The following is a 14,106-nucleotide window of genomic DNA, read 5'->3' as shown; positions in this document are numbered from 1 at the left end:
CCGCATCACCCGCCAAGTCAACGTCCTCGAGATGAACGGCGACCGCTTTCGCCACGTGCAAAGCTGCACCGGAAAGGCGGGCTGACACCTGTAAAAAAAAATGCAGCGCGTGGATGGGATCGCCGCTCGGGCTCCGCCCTCCCGGCTTGCTCATCCACGCGCTGAAGTAGCCGAAGCTTGCGCGCCGCGTGGCGGGTTTTTACTCCGCCGTCGACATACTTCCGATTGTCAGCCCGATTGTTGCGGCGATCGAACGACCGCCACAACGGGTATTAGTTACAGGAGAAAATCGCTTGCCCCCACCTGTACGTGGCCCTGCAGCTGAATCTCGAAGTCATGAACGCCGTCGCCGTTCAAGTCGGCCTGAATAACGGTATGGTCGTCCTCGTAGTGCCAGGCGAGCGCGCCAGCCTTCTTGTCAAACAAGGCATTCTCCTGCGCCTGGAAATGGAAGGCTGCATCGCCAAGCGCAGAGCCATTCGCATCTATCGCTGAGAGGTCGATCTTATCGACGCCGTGCTGGAAGTCGGTGATGACGTCGCGGTCCCAGCCCGACCCGGTTTCCGTCGCTGTTTTGAAGACAAACGTATCCGAGCTGGTGCCACCGGTCATCATGTCCTTCCCGGCACCGCCGATGATGACGTCCCCGCCGGCGCCGCCGTTCAGCTTGTCCGCGCCGGCCCCGCCATTGAGAACGTTGCCGCCGTTATTGCCGCCGGTCAGCACGTCGTCATGGCTTGAGCCGATCAGGTTTTCGATGCTGACGAGCTTGTCACCGGTGGCGTGCCCGCCCGATGCGGTCCAAGTCGCCAAGCTGACGTGGACCCCGGCGTCGGAGCCCGCGTAACTGGCCGTGTCATTGCCGCTACCGCCGTCGAGCACGTCCGCGCCGGCGCCGCCCTTCAACAGGTCATTGCCGGCGAGCCCCTTGAAGGTTTCGTTGCCGCCGTTGGACTGACCGGTGTGTGGCATGATGTCGTTGCCGTTGGTACCGGTGTATAGCTTCGTCGTCGTGGTCGGCGTTCCCGTGGTTGGGGTCTCCGTAGTCGGCGTGGTCGGCGTTCCCGTCGTCGGCGTCCCGGTGGTCGGCGTTCCCGTGGTGGGCGTTTCCGTCGTTGGCGTCCCGGTAGTCGGCGTACCGGTGGTAGGCGTTGTTGGTTGCGTCGGTGCGGTCGGCGCGGTTGGCGTTCCCGATACCGGGGCAGAGCCGGATTCGTAGGCACCCATATCGACAGTTCCGACGACGCGCGCGTCGCCGTCGAGATCGACTGAGCTGACCCCGTACTTGCTGGTTCCGCTGTCAACCGCCGCCGAGCCGGAGCCGAGGTGGAAGTCGTCGCTCGAGGCCCCAAGGAACTTCGGGTCGACGCCGAGCTTGTTGCCGTCCGCCGAGCTGGGCATTGCGTTGCCGCCATCGGTTTTGACCGAGGCCTGTCCGGCCGTGCCGTTGTAGGTGATGTTGTTGGCCCAGACGACGTTCTTGTTGGTGTAGGCGTCGGTGGACGTATTATCGATCGCAGTATTGTTCTTGTTCAGCGATGGGTCGGCTACGGCGATGTTGTTGACCCAGGTGTTGTTGCTCGACGCCGAGTTGCTGAGCTCGCCCCGCCAGGTGCCGGTGTTCGCCGGGTCTTGATTGTTGTGGTACGCGGTGTTGTTCTTCACGGTGACGGAGTCGCTCCAGGTAACCTGGATACCTTTGCCGCCGTTCCCGTAGACGAGGTTGTTGTCGACCAGCGTCTTGAATGTGTAGTTCGGATTACCGCTCGCCTGCGTGCTCTGGAAATCGTCAATGATGATGCCGTTGCCATCGGTGTGCTCACCCGACTTCGTGATGTTGTCGTGCGAGATGTTGTTCCGCACGATCGTCCGGTAGCCGTCAGTCGAGGTGTCGCCGGTGATGTTCCGGTTCTGGTAGATCGAGATGCCCGAGAACCAGCCTGTGGAAGCGTTATTGTAAGTCTCGTTGCCTTCAATGCGGATGAAGTCCGACTGGTTGAACTGGATGCCCGACTCCCCGCTGCCGTGGACCTTATTATTGAGAATCTGGACGTGGTGGACATTGTTTGCTTCGATCCCGTCGCCGTTGGCGCCGGCGATGTCAAAACCGTCGATGACCACGTGGTTGGCGTTGACGCTGATCGCGTTCCACGAGCCCGCGGGCGGCCGGATCAGCGCCCCGCCCGGCACTTCCGAGCGCAGCGTGATGTCGCCTGCCGCCGAGCCGTCCTTGTCGATGTTGATGGCCTCATTGTAAGTCCCCGCCTTCACCACGACCTCGTCGCCAGGCTTAAGGTTCGAAGCCATCGCCTCACTGATCGTGCGAAAAGGAGAGGAGGCACTGCCGTTACCGCCGCCGCTGCTGCTCGAAGCTACGTAGTATGTTGTCATGGTTTTGTTCCTCAACTTCAGCGTTGTCTAATATTTCGTAGTTAATCATGTGTTGCGGCGGGGTTTATAGGGCGAGGTTTTGAATGGTGCAACAGCACCGAAACAGTAAGTACTTGAGAATCATAGCCATATTGCTGCCACAATATCCGGATCACTCCCAAGTTACATTTTGAAATATTTGCGGAAATTCGATTCGCCCAAATTGGGACAAAATATATGTCTCGCTTTCCGCGAATTATTCTTTCTGCAACCACAGCGACGTCCGCTTATTGAAAAGATTAGGAAAATCTGATGGATGTGACCGGAATCCTGCCGCCGACGCGGGATCCAACATTTTTTCTGAATTTTTCAATTTTTGGCAGTTTCGCCTTCACGATTGGGGCCAATTGAGATGGCCGTGGCGAGGCCGGCCCCCTCACCAGGGTGCTCGATTCGATCATGAGTCGCTTTCAAGACTGATTAGATAATGGGCACACCGCTCCTCCGCCGACACATGCTAGCAGGTGAAATTCGCCTTCGAAGCGCAGGCTCTGGCGGAAGCCCATACTCAGCGCAACGGCATCAAATGCGTGTGATCGCGCCGACAGAACACCCTTCAGGTGGTGGCGTATCCTGATCAATCCTGAACTCGAACCCCGCCAATTTAGAGGGCGTGGGCAGGGCAATTCATCCGCGGCTCGGGTTCCAATCGCCAGATTATAAGGGAAATTTGCTCGGACCCATCATCTGGCATGGAGGCGGCTGATCCCAATTGCGCCGCGGGTCCGTCGGCGTCACATCGAGCGCCACGGCGAATGTTCAGACGCTCTCGGCCTCGCAGTTCTTCCATAGGAGAGAGAAATATTGATCTTCTTCGTGGCTGGTCTTTCCGATACCGGAGCCATGACGATTTCGGTTGGCTGTCATGTCGTCATGCAGGCGGCAAGCAGTTCCATGGAGATCATCTTTGATACATCGCGGACGCGAATAATATTGTCCAAGACTGTCCAGTAATCGTCGCAAGAGGTTTATTTCGTGTGGTGCGACGCAGCCAATACAAAGACAGAAATTCTGAGGATGTCGCCGAAAAGTTGAAATGTCGTAGGATTACATATGTTCAACCTGCGCTATACTGTTTCATAGCTACAATAGGTAGGGATTTGGCTGCTGTAGACGGCGTGTACCCTCCCTGGCAATTCTTAGTGGGAGAGTATGAGAGCGATCTTCCCGAGCATAAGCGCTGCTGCATTTCTATATGCAATGAATGCCTACGCCGTTGATCTTCCTGCGGGGGCAAAAAAGGCCACAATGGACGAGTTCAAAGCTTTTGCTGACGGGCAAGCAGGTGGAAGTGGAAATTCTCGATCTGAAAAAACCTGTAACCGCCGAACTCGTTTGGAGTTGGAAGAAGGGGACTACGACCGGCAGGGCCGATGTCGCCGGCAAAATGATCGACGTGAAAACGAAACTCACCTTCAAAGGCGATAAGGCCTGTTCAGCCGGCAAAGGCGAAAAGCCAAGCTGCCATTTTATCTATATCGACGGCGACAAGTTCTACGAGTTCGAGATGACATAAGTACAGGCTGTGTCGACCGTCGGTTGAGGTCCGCGCTGCCCTGAAAGCAGCGCTGCAGCTTCCGTCATCCCTGTCGTAATTGCCGGACGGCAACGGCCGGCCATCCGACAGCCGCCAAAAGCTGATATGCGGCCGCCGCCGTCGACAAGCCATGCCAACAGCCGTGCTTATGTTCCTGGCTTTTGAAGTTCTATGGCAGACTACATCCGTTCGGTTCTTCTCAGCGATCCAAAAAATGATCGAAGTAAATCTTGGGGATGGGGTAAGCGTAGACGCCTCTATCGACAATGCCGCGCCTGTAGAGGCAATTTCTGAGCGCCGCGTTATAATGCAGGCTCTGCGGATCCGGCGACCCGCGTCGCCATGAGCCCGCCTCCGGCACGCACCACCTAAGAGCTTTGTCGTATCGAGAGAGGAGGGCAGGGTCTGTGTCGACCCGAATGCCGCTGTAGGATTGATAGTTTGAAGGAGATTCTGCGGCCGAAATACAGCCCAGGCTAAGTGCAACGCCAACGACTGCCATCAATCTCATTGGGTTTAGTTCTCCTATGGTTGATCATCGAAGTAATCGAGCGGGAGGTTATTTGTTTCAACGCCTGCGGGCAAGAGGGATGGGCTGTCAGAGCAATTCTAGAAAAAGCGGCAAACGGCTTTCCGTCAGGAATTGCGTAAAAACAAAAACTTAAGCAGTTCTGCGCTTCCATGAAAAAGCTGAACCGCTCTAGACATGGCCGGGACCGCCGAGCGTGGCGGCGGGCATCCCTCCTCTTAATGACTCAATCCAGGAGATCGGGTGGCACCTTCCGCTGAGCGGCGGCGATTCCGCCCTACCCGCATCTGCAGTCTGTTGCAGGCGACCGCCGCCCGCTGAACATGAAAGACCCGCCGAACCCAAAGGGGGTGCGGCGGGTCTTAAACAAGTTGAGCGTTCGGGGGTCAGTGCAGGATCTGGCTGAGGAACAGCTTGGTGCGCTCGTGCTGCGGATTGTCGAAGAATTCGGCCGGCGAGTTCTGCTCGACGATCTGGCCCTGATCCATGAAGATGACGCGGTTGGCGACCTGGCGGGCAAAACCCATTTCGTGGGTGACGCAGAGCATTGTCATCCCTTCTTCCGCGAGGCCGACCATGGTGTCCAGCACTTCCTTGATCATTTCGGGATCGAGCGCCGAAGTCGGCTCGTCGAACAGCATGATCTTCGGGTTCATGCACAGCGACCGGGCGATCGCCACGCGCTGCTGCTGCCCGCCGGAAAGCTGGCCCGGATATTTATTGGCCTGCTCCGGGATCTTGACCCGCTTCAGGAAATGCATGGCGATTTCTTCCGCCTGCTTCTTCGGCATCTTGCGCACCCAGATCGGAGCCAGTGTGCAATTTTCGAGGATCGTCAGGTGCGGGAAGAGGTTGAAGTGCTGGAACACCATGCCGACCTCGCGCCGCACTTCGTCGATCTTCTTCAAATCGTTGGTGAGCTCGGTGCCATCGACGATGATCTGGCCTTTCTGGTGCTCTTCGAGACGGTTGATGCAACGGATCATCGTCGACTTGCCCGAGCCGGACGGCCCGGCGATGACGATGCGTTCGCCGCGCATGACCTTCAGGTTGATGTCGCGCAGCACGTGGAAATCGCCGTACCACTTGTTCATGTTGATGATTTCGATCGCCACTTCCGTTGCGGAAACGGTGAGCTTTTTCGCTGGAGCTTCAGCCATGATTATTTTCCCTCATTTTTATCGTTTGTGGCCGGTGTCGAGGTGACGTTCGATGAATGCTGAATAGCGCGACATGCCGAAGCAGAAAAGCCAGAAGGCGAATCCGGCGAATATCAACCCCGTGAGCGGCGTTACTGCGGTTGCCCAATTCGGATCGACGAAGTTGAGGCGAACGATGCCGAGAAGGTCGAACATGCTGATGATCGACACCAGCGATGTGTCCTTGAACATGCCGATGAAGGTGTTGACGATGCCAGGGATCACCAGCTTGATTGCCTGCGGCATGATGACCAACCGCATCTTCTGCCAGTAGCCCAACCCGAGCGAATCCGCCCCCTCGAACTGGCCCTTGGGAATAGCCTGCAGGCCGCCGCGGATGACTTCCGCCATATAGGCGGAGGCGAAGATCGATACCCCGATGATCGCGCGCAACAGCTTGTCCACGGTCCAGCCGGCCGGCAGGAAAAGCGGCAGCATGACGCTCGCCATGAACAGGACCGTTATCAGCGGCACGCCGCGGACGACTTCGATGAAAACGACGCAGAACGTCCGGATGACCGGCATCTGCGAGCGCCTTCCCAGCGCCAGGATGATGCCGAGCGGGAAGGAGACGGCGATGCCGACAAAAGAGAGCACCAGCGTCACCAGCAGCCCGCCCCAGAGTGGGGTCTCGACGATTTCCAGACCAAATCCGCCGTAAAGCAGAAAGAAGGAAACGATCGGAAGAACGCCGAAGAGCAGGAGGGCGTTGACGCCCTTGCGCGGCGCCGAGGGGATGAGCATCGGCACCAACAGGAGTACGAAAAGAATACCGACCAGCGTCGGGCGCCAGCGCTCGTCGAGCGGATAACGTCCAAAGATGAACTGGTCGAATTTGGCATTGACGAAGGCCCAGCATGCACCACTCCAGCCATCCGGCTGGATGCCACCCTGTACGGCAGTGGCGCAGAAGGTGCGGTCCGGACCGCTCCAAACCGCCTGCACGAAGAGCCAGTCGAGCGCGTGCAGGAGGGCCCAAACGACAAAGACCAGCGCCAGGATGGTAAGGACGATGTCCTTGGGCGTCGCAAGAAGGTTGCGGCGAATCCAAGCGACCGGGCCTTTCTCTGCTGAGGGCGGCGGCTCCGGCGCCAGTATGGCGGTTCTGACGAAAGCGTTGCTCATCTTACCTCTCCACCAGCGCCATCTTGGCATTGAACCAGTTCATTAACAGCGAAGTGACGACACTGAGGCTGAGGTAAATGACCATCCAGATGAGGATCACCTCGACAGCCTGACCTGTCTGGTTCAGCGTCGTGCTGCCGACCGCGACCAGATCGGCAAAACCGATGGCGATCGCCAGCGACGAGTTCTTGGTCAGATTGAGATACTGGCTGCTCAGCGGCGGAATGATGATGCGGAAGGCCTGCGGAATGACGACCAGCCGGGTGATCGACGAGGGGTGAAGCCCGAGTGCGCCTGCAGCTTCCGTCTGTCCCTTCGGCACGCCGCGAATGCCTGCGCGCACGATTTCAGCGATGAAGGCAGCGGTGTAGAAGGAAAGTGCAAGGAAGAGCGACATGAATTCCGGCCCGACGACGGAGCCGCCGGTGAGGTTGAACTTGCCCGCGATCGGATAGTCGAAGGAAAGCGGCGCGCCTGCGACCAGGAAGACGATAAGCGGCAGGCCGACCAGCAGCCCGAGCGAAGCCCAGATCGTATGGAACGGCTGACCTGTCGCCGCCTGCCGGCGATGCGCCCATCGGGCCGTGACGATAACGGCGATGATCGCGACGACGAAGGCGACGCCGACGAGCCAGAAAGTCTCGCCGAAAATCGGTTTGGGAAAGGAAAGGCCACGGTTGTTCAAATACGCTCCGAGCGGCAGATGCAGCGACTCGCGCGCATTCGGCAGAACCGCCAGAACGCCCGAATACCAGAAGAAGATGACAAGCAGCGGCGGGATGTTGCGGAAGACTTCGACATAAACCGTGCACAGCTTGGCAATCAGCCAGTTCCTCGACAGGCGGCCGATGCCGATGATGAAGCCGATGATGGTGGCGGTGATGATGCCGGTAACGGCGATCAGGATTGTATTCAGAAGGCCGACGACCAGCGCGCGGCCGTAGGTCGAATCACTCGAATAGGCGATCAGCGACTGACCGACCTCGAAGCCGGCACGGCCGTTCAGAAAGCCGAAGCCCGACGCGATGTTGGCGCGCGCCAGATTGACGGCAGTGTTGTGCGCAACCCACCAGACGAAGACGACCAGCAGGACGATGGTGAGAACCTGGAAGAAAATGCCCCGAATTGTCGGGTCGTAGAGCGCGGACTGAAAGCTCCAGCCGCCTCTGGATAAACGTGTTGAATCCAAAGCCTGGTGCGTCATGCTTGGCCAATTCCCCATTATGCTCCTTTTCGGAGCTTTTTTATTGGAGGAGGAAAGGCGGTCGCCCGCCTTTCCGTCTTCATACGTGACGCGCTCAGCGAACCGGCGGAGCGTACTGAATGCCGCCCTTGTTCCACAGGGCGTTGAGACCGCGCGCGATCTTGAGCGGGCTGCCCTGGCCGATGTTGCGCTCGAAGACTTCGCCGTAATTGCCGACGTTCTTTACGATGTTGTAAGCCCAGTCGTTGGTCAGGCCGAGATCGGTGCCGATCTTGGTATCCGCCTCGACGCCGAGGAAGCGCTTGATGTCAGGGTTCGGCGAGTTCTTCATGTCGTCGACATTGGCCTGGGTGATGCCGAATTCTTCAGCATTGATCATGGCATAGCCGACCCAGCTGACGATATCGAACCACTGGTCGTCACCTTGACGAACGGCCGGGGCGAGCGGTTCCTTGGAGATGATTTCCGGCAGGATCGCGTGTTCGTCCGGATTCTTCAGCGTCAGGCGCAGCGAATAGAGACCGGACTGGTCGGTGGTGTAGACGTCGCAACGGCCGGCATCATAGGCGGCGTTGACCTCGTCCAGCTTTTCGAAGACGACCGGATTGTACTGAAGGTTGTTCGCCTTGAAATAGTCGGCGAGGTTGAGCTCGGTGGTCGTGCCCGACTGGACGCACACGGATGCGCCGGAGAGTTCCAATGCCGACTTCACGTTGAGGCTCTTGCGGACCATGAAGCCCTGGCCGTCATAATAGTTGACGAAACGGAAGTTCAGGCCGAGTGCCGTATCGCGGTTGATCGACCAGGTCGTATTGCGGGCGAGCACGTCGATTTCGCCCGACTGTAGGGCAGGGAAGCGATTGGCGGCGCTGAGCGGGGTGAACTTCACCTTGGTAGGGTCGCCGAACACGGCCGAAGCGACAGCCTTGCAGAAGTCGACGTCGAAGCCCGCCCAGTTGCCGGAAGCGTCAGGCGCGGCGAAGCCGGCGAGGCCGGTGTTGACGCCGCACTGAATGAAACCCTTTGCCTTTACATCACCGAGAGTCGTGGCCGAAGCAGCCGAGGCGCCAAGAGCGAAAACTGCTGCGCCGATCGCGGCGGACAGAAGCTTGTTCTTCATTTTTTTCCCAACCTTTTCCGTTGTATTATATTTTCTTGTGGGGCGTTCCGGCGGAAAACTCTGCCACCCCCATCGTCTCGACACCCTCCCGGCGCGAGTACCCTATCACAGTCGCAAATGTCACCATGGTCAAGTGTCGCGATCAATAATTGCGGCAAAATTCAGCATTTTGCCGGATTGCGCCACATTCGAAGGCGGTTGGCTAGGAAATGAGCGCCCTATTGCGGAAAAATAACGCGAATTTAGAAAAACCCAGCGACTGCTGTCCCCCTCTTCGAGGGGTTGACCAGGCCGGTCGAGGGGTCCAAAAGTCTGATTTTGCGCCCCCGCCAAAGGCTTTTTCCGACATGAAAGACAAAGACAGCTTGCTGCAGACCGCCGGCATCAATACCCGCCTGACCCATATCGGCAACGACCCCTTCGACTATCACGGCTTCGTCAATCCGCCGGTCGTGCATGCCTCGACGGTCCTGTTTCCGAATGCGGCGACGATGGACACGCGCTCGCAGAAATATACCTATGGAACGCGCGGTACGCCGACGACGGACGCGCTCTGCGAAGCGATCGACGCGCTCGAAGGTTCGGCCGGCACGATCCTCGTTCCCTCGGGGCTGGCAGCGGTCACCATTCCGTTCCTCGGGTTCAGCGCCGCCGGCGATCACGCGCTGGTCGTCGATTCGGTTTATGGCCCGACCCGCCATTTCTGCGATACGATGTTGAAGCGGCTCGGCGTCGAGGTGGAATATTATGATCCCGCGATCGGCGCCGGCATCGAGGCGCTGTTCCGGCCGAACACCAGGATCGTCCATACCGAGGCTCCCGGCTCCAATACCTTCGAAATGCAGGATATCCCGGCAATCGCGGCCGTCGCGCATCGTCTCGGCGCCGTCGTCATGATGGACAATACCTGGGCAACGCCGCTCTATTTCAGGCCGCTCGATCACGGCGTCGATATCTCCATCCACGCGGCGACGAAATATCCGTCCGGCCATTCCGATATCCTGCTCGGAACGGTATCGGCCAATGGCAAGCACTGGGAGCGGCTCAAGGAGACGAACGGCGCCCTCGGCATCTGCGGCGCGCCCGACGATGCCTATCAGATCCTGCGCGGATTGCGCAGCATGGGCCTGCGCCTCGAGCGCCATTATGAAAGCGCCCTTGATATCGCCGAATGGCTGGAGGGCAGGGAGGATGTCGCCCGGGTGCTGCATCCGGCGCTGCCGAGCTTTCCCTCTCACACTATCTGGAAGCGCGATTTCAAGGGCGCCAGCGGTATCTTTTCCTTCGTGCTTGCCGCTGAGAGCCCCGAGAAATTCAAGGCGAAGGCCCATGCCTTCCTCGACGCGCTGAGGATTTTCGGTCTCGGCTATTCCTGGGGCGGCTTTGAAAGCCTCGCTCTGCACGCCAATCTGAACGACCGCAAGATCGCGAAGGCCCCGAAGGAGGGGCCCGTCATCCGGCTACAGATCGGCCTTGAAGACGTGGCCGACCTCAAGGCCGATATCGAACGGGCTTTTGCGGCGGCAAGCGCCGTCTGAGCCGTTGCGGCGTAAAACAGACACCTAAAGCGCAAGGAGCGGATCTGAAAGATCGCGACGCGCGCTTTAGGCGCTGCGGCCGCTTGCGGCGCCAGACAGCGTGCTATGAGCCCGGTAGCCATAGATCCAGTCGAGACCGGCCGCCAGGCTTTGCGGCGACTTCAGGCCGAGCACCAGGTCGCGGCCGATCCGGATCGGCCCCTTCGCATGATAGGCAAATTTGTTGAAGGCGCCGCGCTGGCGAAGCTTTGCAATGCGCGGCATACGATGCCTCTCAAAGAGGCCCAGTGCCTCCGCCGCCGGGCGGTTCGAAAGAAAAGTGGCAAGTTCGTAGGCGTCTTCGATCGCCATGGCCGCTCCCTGAGCGGCAAAGGGCATCATCGCATGCGCGGCGTCGCCGATCAGAACCGTCCTTCGGCCGTCCTGCCACGCGCCCGATGTGGTTTCGAAGAGCGGCCAGAACGTCAGCTTCGGCTGTTTATCGAGCAGCGACACGATCGCGGTGTTCCAGCCGGAAAGCTGCGCCCGGAGCCGCGCGCACTGCTCTGCCGTCGGCTCGTTTCGCCAGGCCTGCGGCGCGGTATTGCCCGCGGTGATCGCCACCATGTTGATGCTGCCCGTCTCCTTCAGCGGATAGCAGACGAGATGCGCCGATCCGCCAAGGAAAGCCGAAACGCTTGTCCGGTCGAGAAAGCCCGGCGCCTCGCCTTCGGCAAGAGTGAAGCGGTAGGCGATGTTGCCGGAAAAACGCGGCAAGGGGCTGCCGGGTACGGATTGCCGGAGCTTCGACCAGACGCCGTCCGCGCCGATGACGACATCGGCGGCCCGCTCGACGGGCGGCGAATTCGAATCCATTCGCACACCAAGATGAAGCCGGCAGAGCGGATCGGCCTCGACCGCGGTGAGGAGCGCATTCTGCAATGTGGCGCGGTGCAGCACGCCATAGGGTGCCCCCCAGCGCTGCCGCGCGAATTTGCCGGCCGGTACAGCCGCAAGTTGGCGCAGCGAAGCGCCTGACATCAGCCGGATCGTCTCCGGTTCGAGCCAGACTTTTGAAAGTCCCTCGAGGACACCGAGTTCTGCCAGGATGCGGGAGGCGTTCGGCGAAACCTGCAAGCCGGCGCCGACTTCGACAAGCTCATCCGCCTGCTCGAAAATCTCCGAGCTGATGCCCCGCCGCGAAAGCGCAAGCGCAGCGGTCAGCCCGGCAATGCCGGCGCCGATGATGGCGGCATGTTCGACCGGCATTATCAGTCCGATCCGAATTCTGGACGGTTACGCCGCCTTCACGTGGAAAACGCAGCCGGCCGGATTGGTCTGGCTCGGTTTGAGAGAAGAATTATAACGGTAAAGCGTCGAGCAATAGGAACAGACCTTTTCATTGTCGTCGCCCATGTCGATGAAGATATGCGGGTGGTCGAAAGGAACCGAAGCGCCGGTGCACATGAATTCCTTGACGCCGACTTCGATGACGCGGTGACCGCCGTCGTTCTGGAAGTGGGGAATGTTGTGGCCGGCCATGTCGCTCTCCGAATGCTTTGAAAGTGCGCGAACCTTATAAGCCTTCGCCGCAAATGTGTAGAGCCAAAGCGCTGCGCCGGGCACAGTTTTTACCCACATTCTGGCTTCCCGCCGAGAGGCGGCTCGACTATGGTCGCGCCAGAAGGAAGGCCCGATGAACCTGAATATACCTGCATTTTCAAGCTTCACCCATGACGGATTGAACATCGCTTTTTTCGACGAGGGCGATCCTTCCGGCTCGCCTGTCTTGCTGATCCATGGCTTTGCCTCGACGGCCAACGTCAACTGGGTGCATCCGGGCTGGCTGAAGACGTTGGGCGATGCCGGCTACCGGGTCGTCGCCATCGACAATCGCGGCCATGGCGCAAGCGACAAGCCGCACGACGCCGAAGCCTATCGCCCCTGGGTCATGGCCGGCGATGCGATCGCCTTGCTTGACCATCTCGGTATTCCCGAGGCCAATCTCATGGGCTATTCGATGGGCGCGCGCATCTCCGTCTTTGCGGCACTCGCCAATCCCCATCGCATCCGCTCGCTGGTGCTCGGCGGTCTCGGCATCGGCATGACCGATGGGGTCGGCGACTGGGACCCGATCGCCGATGCGTTGCTGGCTCCGTCGCTGGAGGTCGTGACGCATGACCGCGGCCGCATGTTCCGCGCTTTCGCCGAGCAGACGAAGAGCGACCGTACTGCGCTCGCCGCCTGCATACGCGGCTCGCGCGACCTTGTCGCTCGCTCCGATATGGGCAAGCTCGACATGCCAACCCTGATCGGTGTCGGCACCAAGGACGATATTGCCGGCTCTCCACAGGAGTTGGCTGCCCTGATGCCCCAGGCCGAGGCGCTCGATATTCCCGGCCGCGATCACATGCTCGCCGTCGGCGACAAGGTTTTCAAGCAGGCGGTGCTGGCCTTCTACGCAAGGGTCGCTGAGGGGTGACATCATCGTGATGCCGAAAAACCATGCTAAAAAACCATGGTGACGGCACCCATTTATGTTATGGGCGTTTTCCACTATATATGGGCATTCCGAAAACGGCATTCCGGCTGGCAACGAGGAGAGCGGCGATGGTCGCCAAGACAGATATTCGTGCTTTTGAGACAGGCCATCCGCTGAAGGTGATGGATCCCATCTGGGACAGCCTGCGCGAGGAAGCTCGGATCGCGGCCGAAAAAGACCCGGTTCTTGCCGCCTTTCTCTACTCGACGGTCATCAATTACCATTCGCTTGAGGAATGCGTCATCCACCGCATCTGCGAACGTCTCGACCATCCAGATATGCAGGCGAACCTGCTGCGTCAGACCTTCGAGGAAATGCTGCTCGACTGGCCGGAGTGGAGCTCCATTCTTCGCGTCGACATCCAGGCCATCTACGACCGCGATCCCGCCTGCCTGCGCTTCATGGAGGCGGTGCTTTATTTCAAAGGTTTCCATGCGCTGCAGACCCATCGTCTGGCCCACTGGCTGCTGAACCGCGGTCGGCGTGATTTTGCGCTCTATCTGCAGAGCCGTTCCTCCAGCGTCTTCCAGACCGACATCAATCCGGCCGCGCGTATCGGCAAAGGCATCTTCCTTGACCACGCCACCGGCCTCGTCGTCGGCGAGACGGCCGTCATCGGCGACAATGTTTCGATCCTGCATGGTGTGACGCTCGGCGGCACCGGCAAGGAGGGCGCCGATCGCCACCCAAAGATCGGCAGCGGCGTCATGATCGGCGCCGGCGCGAAGATCCTCGGCAATATCGAGATCGGTTACTGCTCGCGCGTTGCCGCAGGTTCCGTGGTGCTGAAAGCAGTGCCGCCGAAGAAGACGGTCGCAGGCGTTCCGGCCAAGGTCGTCGGCGAGGCCGGTTGTTCCGAGCCGTCGCGCAATATGGATCAGGTGATTGGCGCCGATATCTGAG

The 14,106-nt window shown here is 59.5% G+C and carries 12 protein-coding genes; 4 read left to right on the top strand and 8 right to left on the bottom strand.

From position 1 onward, the window contains the following. Window positions 1–276 precede the first annotated feature (276 nt). A complete protein-coding gene (locus J7U39_RS09750) occupies window positions 277–2,391 on the bottom strand; it encodes a choice-of-anchor Q domain-containing protein (RefSeq protein WP_210631529.1) in 2,115 nt (704 codons plus the stop codon). A gap of 1,306 nt (window positions 2,392–3,697) precedes the next feature. Here J7U39_RS09750 and J7U39_RS09745 point away from each other — a divergent pair. After that, entirely contained in the window at window positions 3,698–3,946 is a 249-nt protein-coding gene (locus tag J7U39_RS09745) for a hypothetical protein (RefSeq protein ID WP_247241744.1), read from the top strand. Between the two features lie 220 nt (window positions 3,947–4,166). Here the strand turns inward: J7U39_RS09745 and J7U39_RS09740 are convergent, their stop codons facing one another. The 5 genes from J7U39_RS09740 to J7U39_RS09720 form a co-directional block, all read right to left on the bottom strand. Next, a complete protein-coding gene (locus tag J7U39_RS09740) occupies window positions 4,167–4,478 on the bottom strand; it encodes a hypothetical protein (RefSeq protein WP_210631528.1) in 312 nt (103 codons plus the stop codon). Between the two features lie 404 nt (window positions 4,479–4,882). Then, window positions 4,883–5,656, bottom strand: a complete 774-nt coding sequence (locus tag J7U39_RS09735; protein ID WP_038688615.1) for an amino acid ABC transporter ATP-binding protein — start codon at window positions 5,654–5,656, stop codon at window positions 4,883–4,885. 18 nt (window positions 5,657–5,674) lie between these two features. Then, window positions 5,675–6,820 carry an amino acid ABC transporter permease gene (locus J7U39_RS09730; protein ID WP_210631527.1) on the bottom strand — a complete coding sequence of 382 codons (1,146 nt, stop codon included), beginning with the start codon at window positions 6,818–6,820 and terminating at the stop codon, window positions 5,675–5,677. A 1-nt stretch (window position 6,821) separates the two neighbouring features. After that, entirely contained in the window at window positions 6,822–8,024 is a 1,203-nt protein-coding gene (locus tag J7U39_RS09725) for an amino acid ABC transporter permease (protein ID WP_210631526.1), read from the bottom strand. A 94-nt stretch (window positions 8,025–8,118) separates the two neighbouring features. Further along, a complete protein-coding gene (locus tag J7U39_RS09720) occupies window positions 8,119–9,144 on the bottom strand; it encodes an amino acid ABC transporter substrate-binding protein (RefSeq protein ID WP_064802245.1) in 1,026 nt (341 codons plus the stop codon). Window positions 9,145–9,491: 347 nt separating this feature from the next. On the opposite strand from J7U39_RS09720, the gene J7U39_RS09715 reads away from it, so the two are divergent. Beyond that, window positions 9,492–10,682 carry a cystathionine beta-lyase gene (locus J7U39_RS09715; protein ID WP_210631525.1) on the top strand — a complete coding sequence of 397 codons (1,191 nt, stop codon included), beginning with the start codon at window positions 9,492–9,494 and terminating at the stop codon, window positions 10,680–10,682. A gap of 66 nt (window positions 10,683–10,748) precedes the next feature. On the opposite strand, the gene J7U39_RS09710 is transcribed toward J7U39_RS09715, so the two are convergent. Beyond that, entirely contained in the window at window positions 10,749–11,930 is a 1,182-nt protein-coding gene (locus tag J7U39_RS09710) for an FAD-dependent monooxygenase (RefSeq protein ID WP_210631524.1), read from the bottom strand. A 27-nt stretch (window positions 11,931–11,957) separates the two neighbouring features. Continuing rightward, complete coding sequence (locus tag J7U39_RS09705) at window positions 11,958–12,203, bottom strand: zinc-finger domain-containing protein (protein ID WP_092748325.1); 246 nt, start codon at window positions 12,201–12,203, stop codon at window positions 11,958–11,960. Window positions 12,204–12,357: 154 nt separating this feature from the next. On the opposite strand from J7U39_RS09705, the gene J7U39_RS09700 reads away from it, so the two are divergent. After that, window positions 12,358–13,143, top strand: coding sequence for an alpha/beta hydrolase (locus J7U39_RS09700; protein WP_210631523.1), 786 nt, complete (start codon window positions 12,358–12,360; stop codon window positions 13,141–13,143). 128 nt (window positions 13,144–13,271) lie between these two features. Then, the gene (cysE, locus tag J7U39_RS09695) at window positions 13,272–14,105 is read left to right on the top strand and encodes a serine O-acetyltransferase (protein WP_064709189.1); all 834 of its coding nucleotides are present in this window, start codon (window positions 13,272–13,274) and stop codon (window positions 14,103–14,105) included. Window position 14,106 lies beyond the last annotated feature (1 nt).

Source organism: Rhizobium sp. NLR16a (assembly GCF_017948245.1).
Lineage (GTDB): Bacteria > Pseudomonadota > Alphaproteobacteria > Rhizobiales > Rhizobiaceae > Rhizobium.
Note: the sequence above shows the minus strand (reverse complement) of the source record. Positions and strands in the feature narration are given on the sequence as shown.

What these genes read in the sequence shown, in the direction of transcription:
- J7U39_RS09750 (WP_210631529.1), bottom strand. Translation starts at nt 2,391, where the DNA reads ATGACAACATACTACGTAGCTTCGAGCAGCAGCGGCGGCGGTAACGGC.
- J7U39_RS09740 (WP_210631528.1), bottom strand. Translation starts at nt 4,478, where the DNA reads ATGAGATTGATGGCAGTCGTTGGCGTTGCACTTAGCCTGGGCTGTATT.
- J7U39_RS09735 (WP_038688615.1), bottom strand. Translation starts at nt 5,656, where the DNA reads ATGGCTGAAGCTCCAGCGAAAAAGCTCACCGTTTCCGCAACGGAAGTG.
- J7U39_RS09730 (WP_210631527.1), bottom strand. Translation starts at nt 6,820, where the DNA reads ATGAGCAACGCTTTCGTCAGAACCGCCATACTGGCGCCGGAGCCGCCG.
- J7U39_RS09725 (WP_210631526.1), bottom strand. Translation starts at nt 8,024, where the DNA reads ATGACGCACCAGGCTTTGGATTCAACACGTTTATCCAGAGGCGGCTGG.
- J7U39_RS09720 (WP_064802245.1), bottom strand. Translation starts at nt 9,144, where the DNA reads ATGAAGAACAAGCTTCTGTCCGCCGCGATCGGCGCAGCAGTTTTCGCT.
- J7U39_RS09715 (WP_210631525.1), top strand. Translation starts at nt 9,492, where the DNA reads ATGAAAGACAAAGACAGCTTGCTGCAGACCGCCGGCATCAATACCCGC.
- J7U39_RS09710 (WP_210631524.1), bottom strand. Translation starts at nt 11,930, where the DNA reads ATGCCGGTCGAACATGCCGCCATCATCGGCGCCGGCATTGCCGGGCTG.
- J7U39_RS09705 (WP_092748325.1), bottom strand. Translation starts at nt 12,203, where the DNA reads ATGGCCGGCCACAACATTCCCCACTTCCAGAACGACGGCGGTCACCGC.
- J7U39_RS09700 (WP_210631523.1), top strand. Translation starts at nt 12,358, where the DNA reads ATGAACCTGAATATACCTGCATTTTCAAGCTTCACCCATGACGGATTG.
- cysE (WP_064709189.1), top strand. Translation starts at nt 13,272, where the DNA reads ATGGTCGCCAAGACAGATATTCGTGCTTTTGAGACAGGCCATCCGCTG.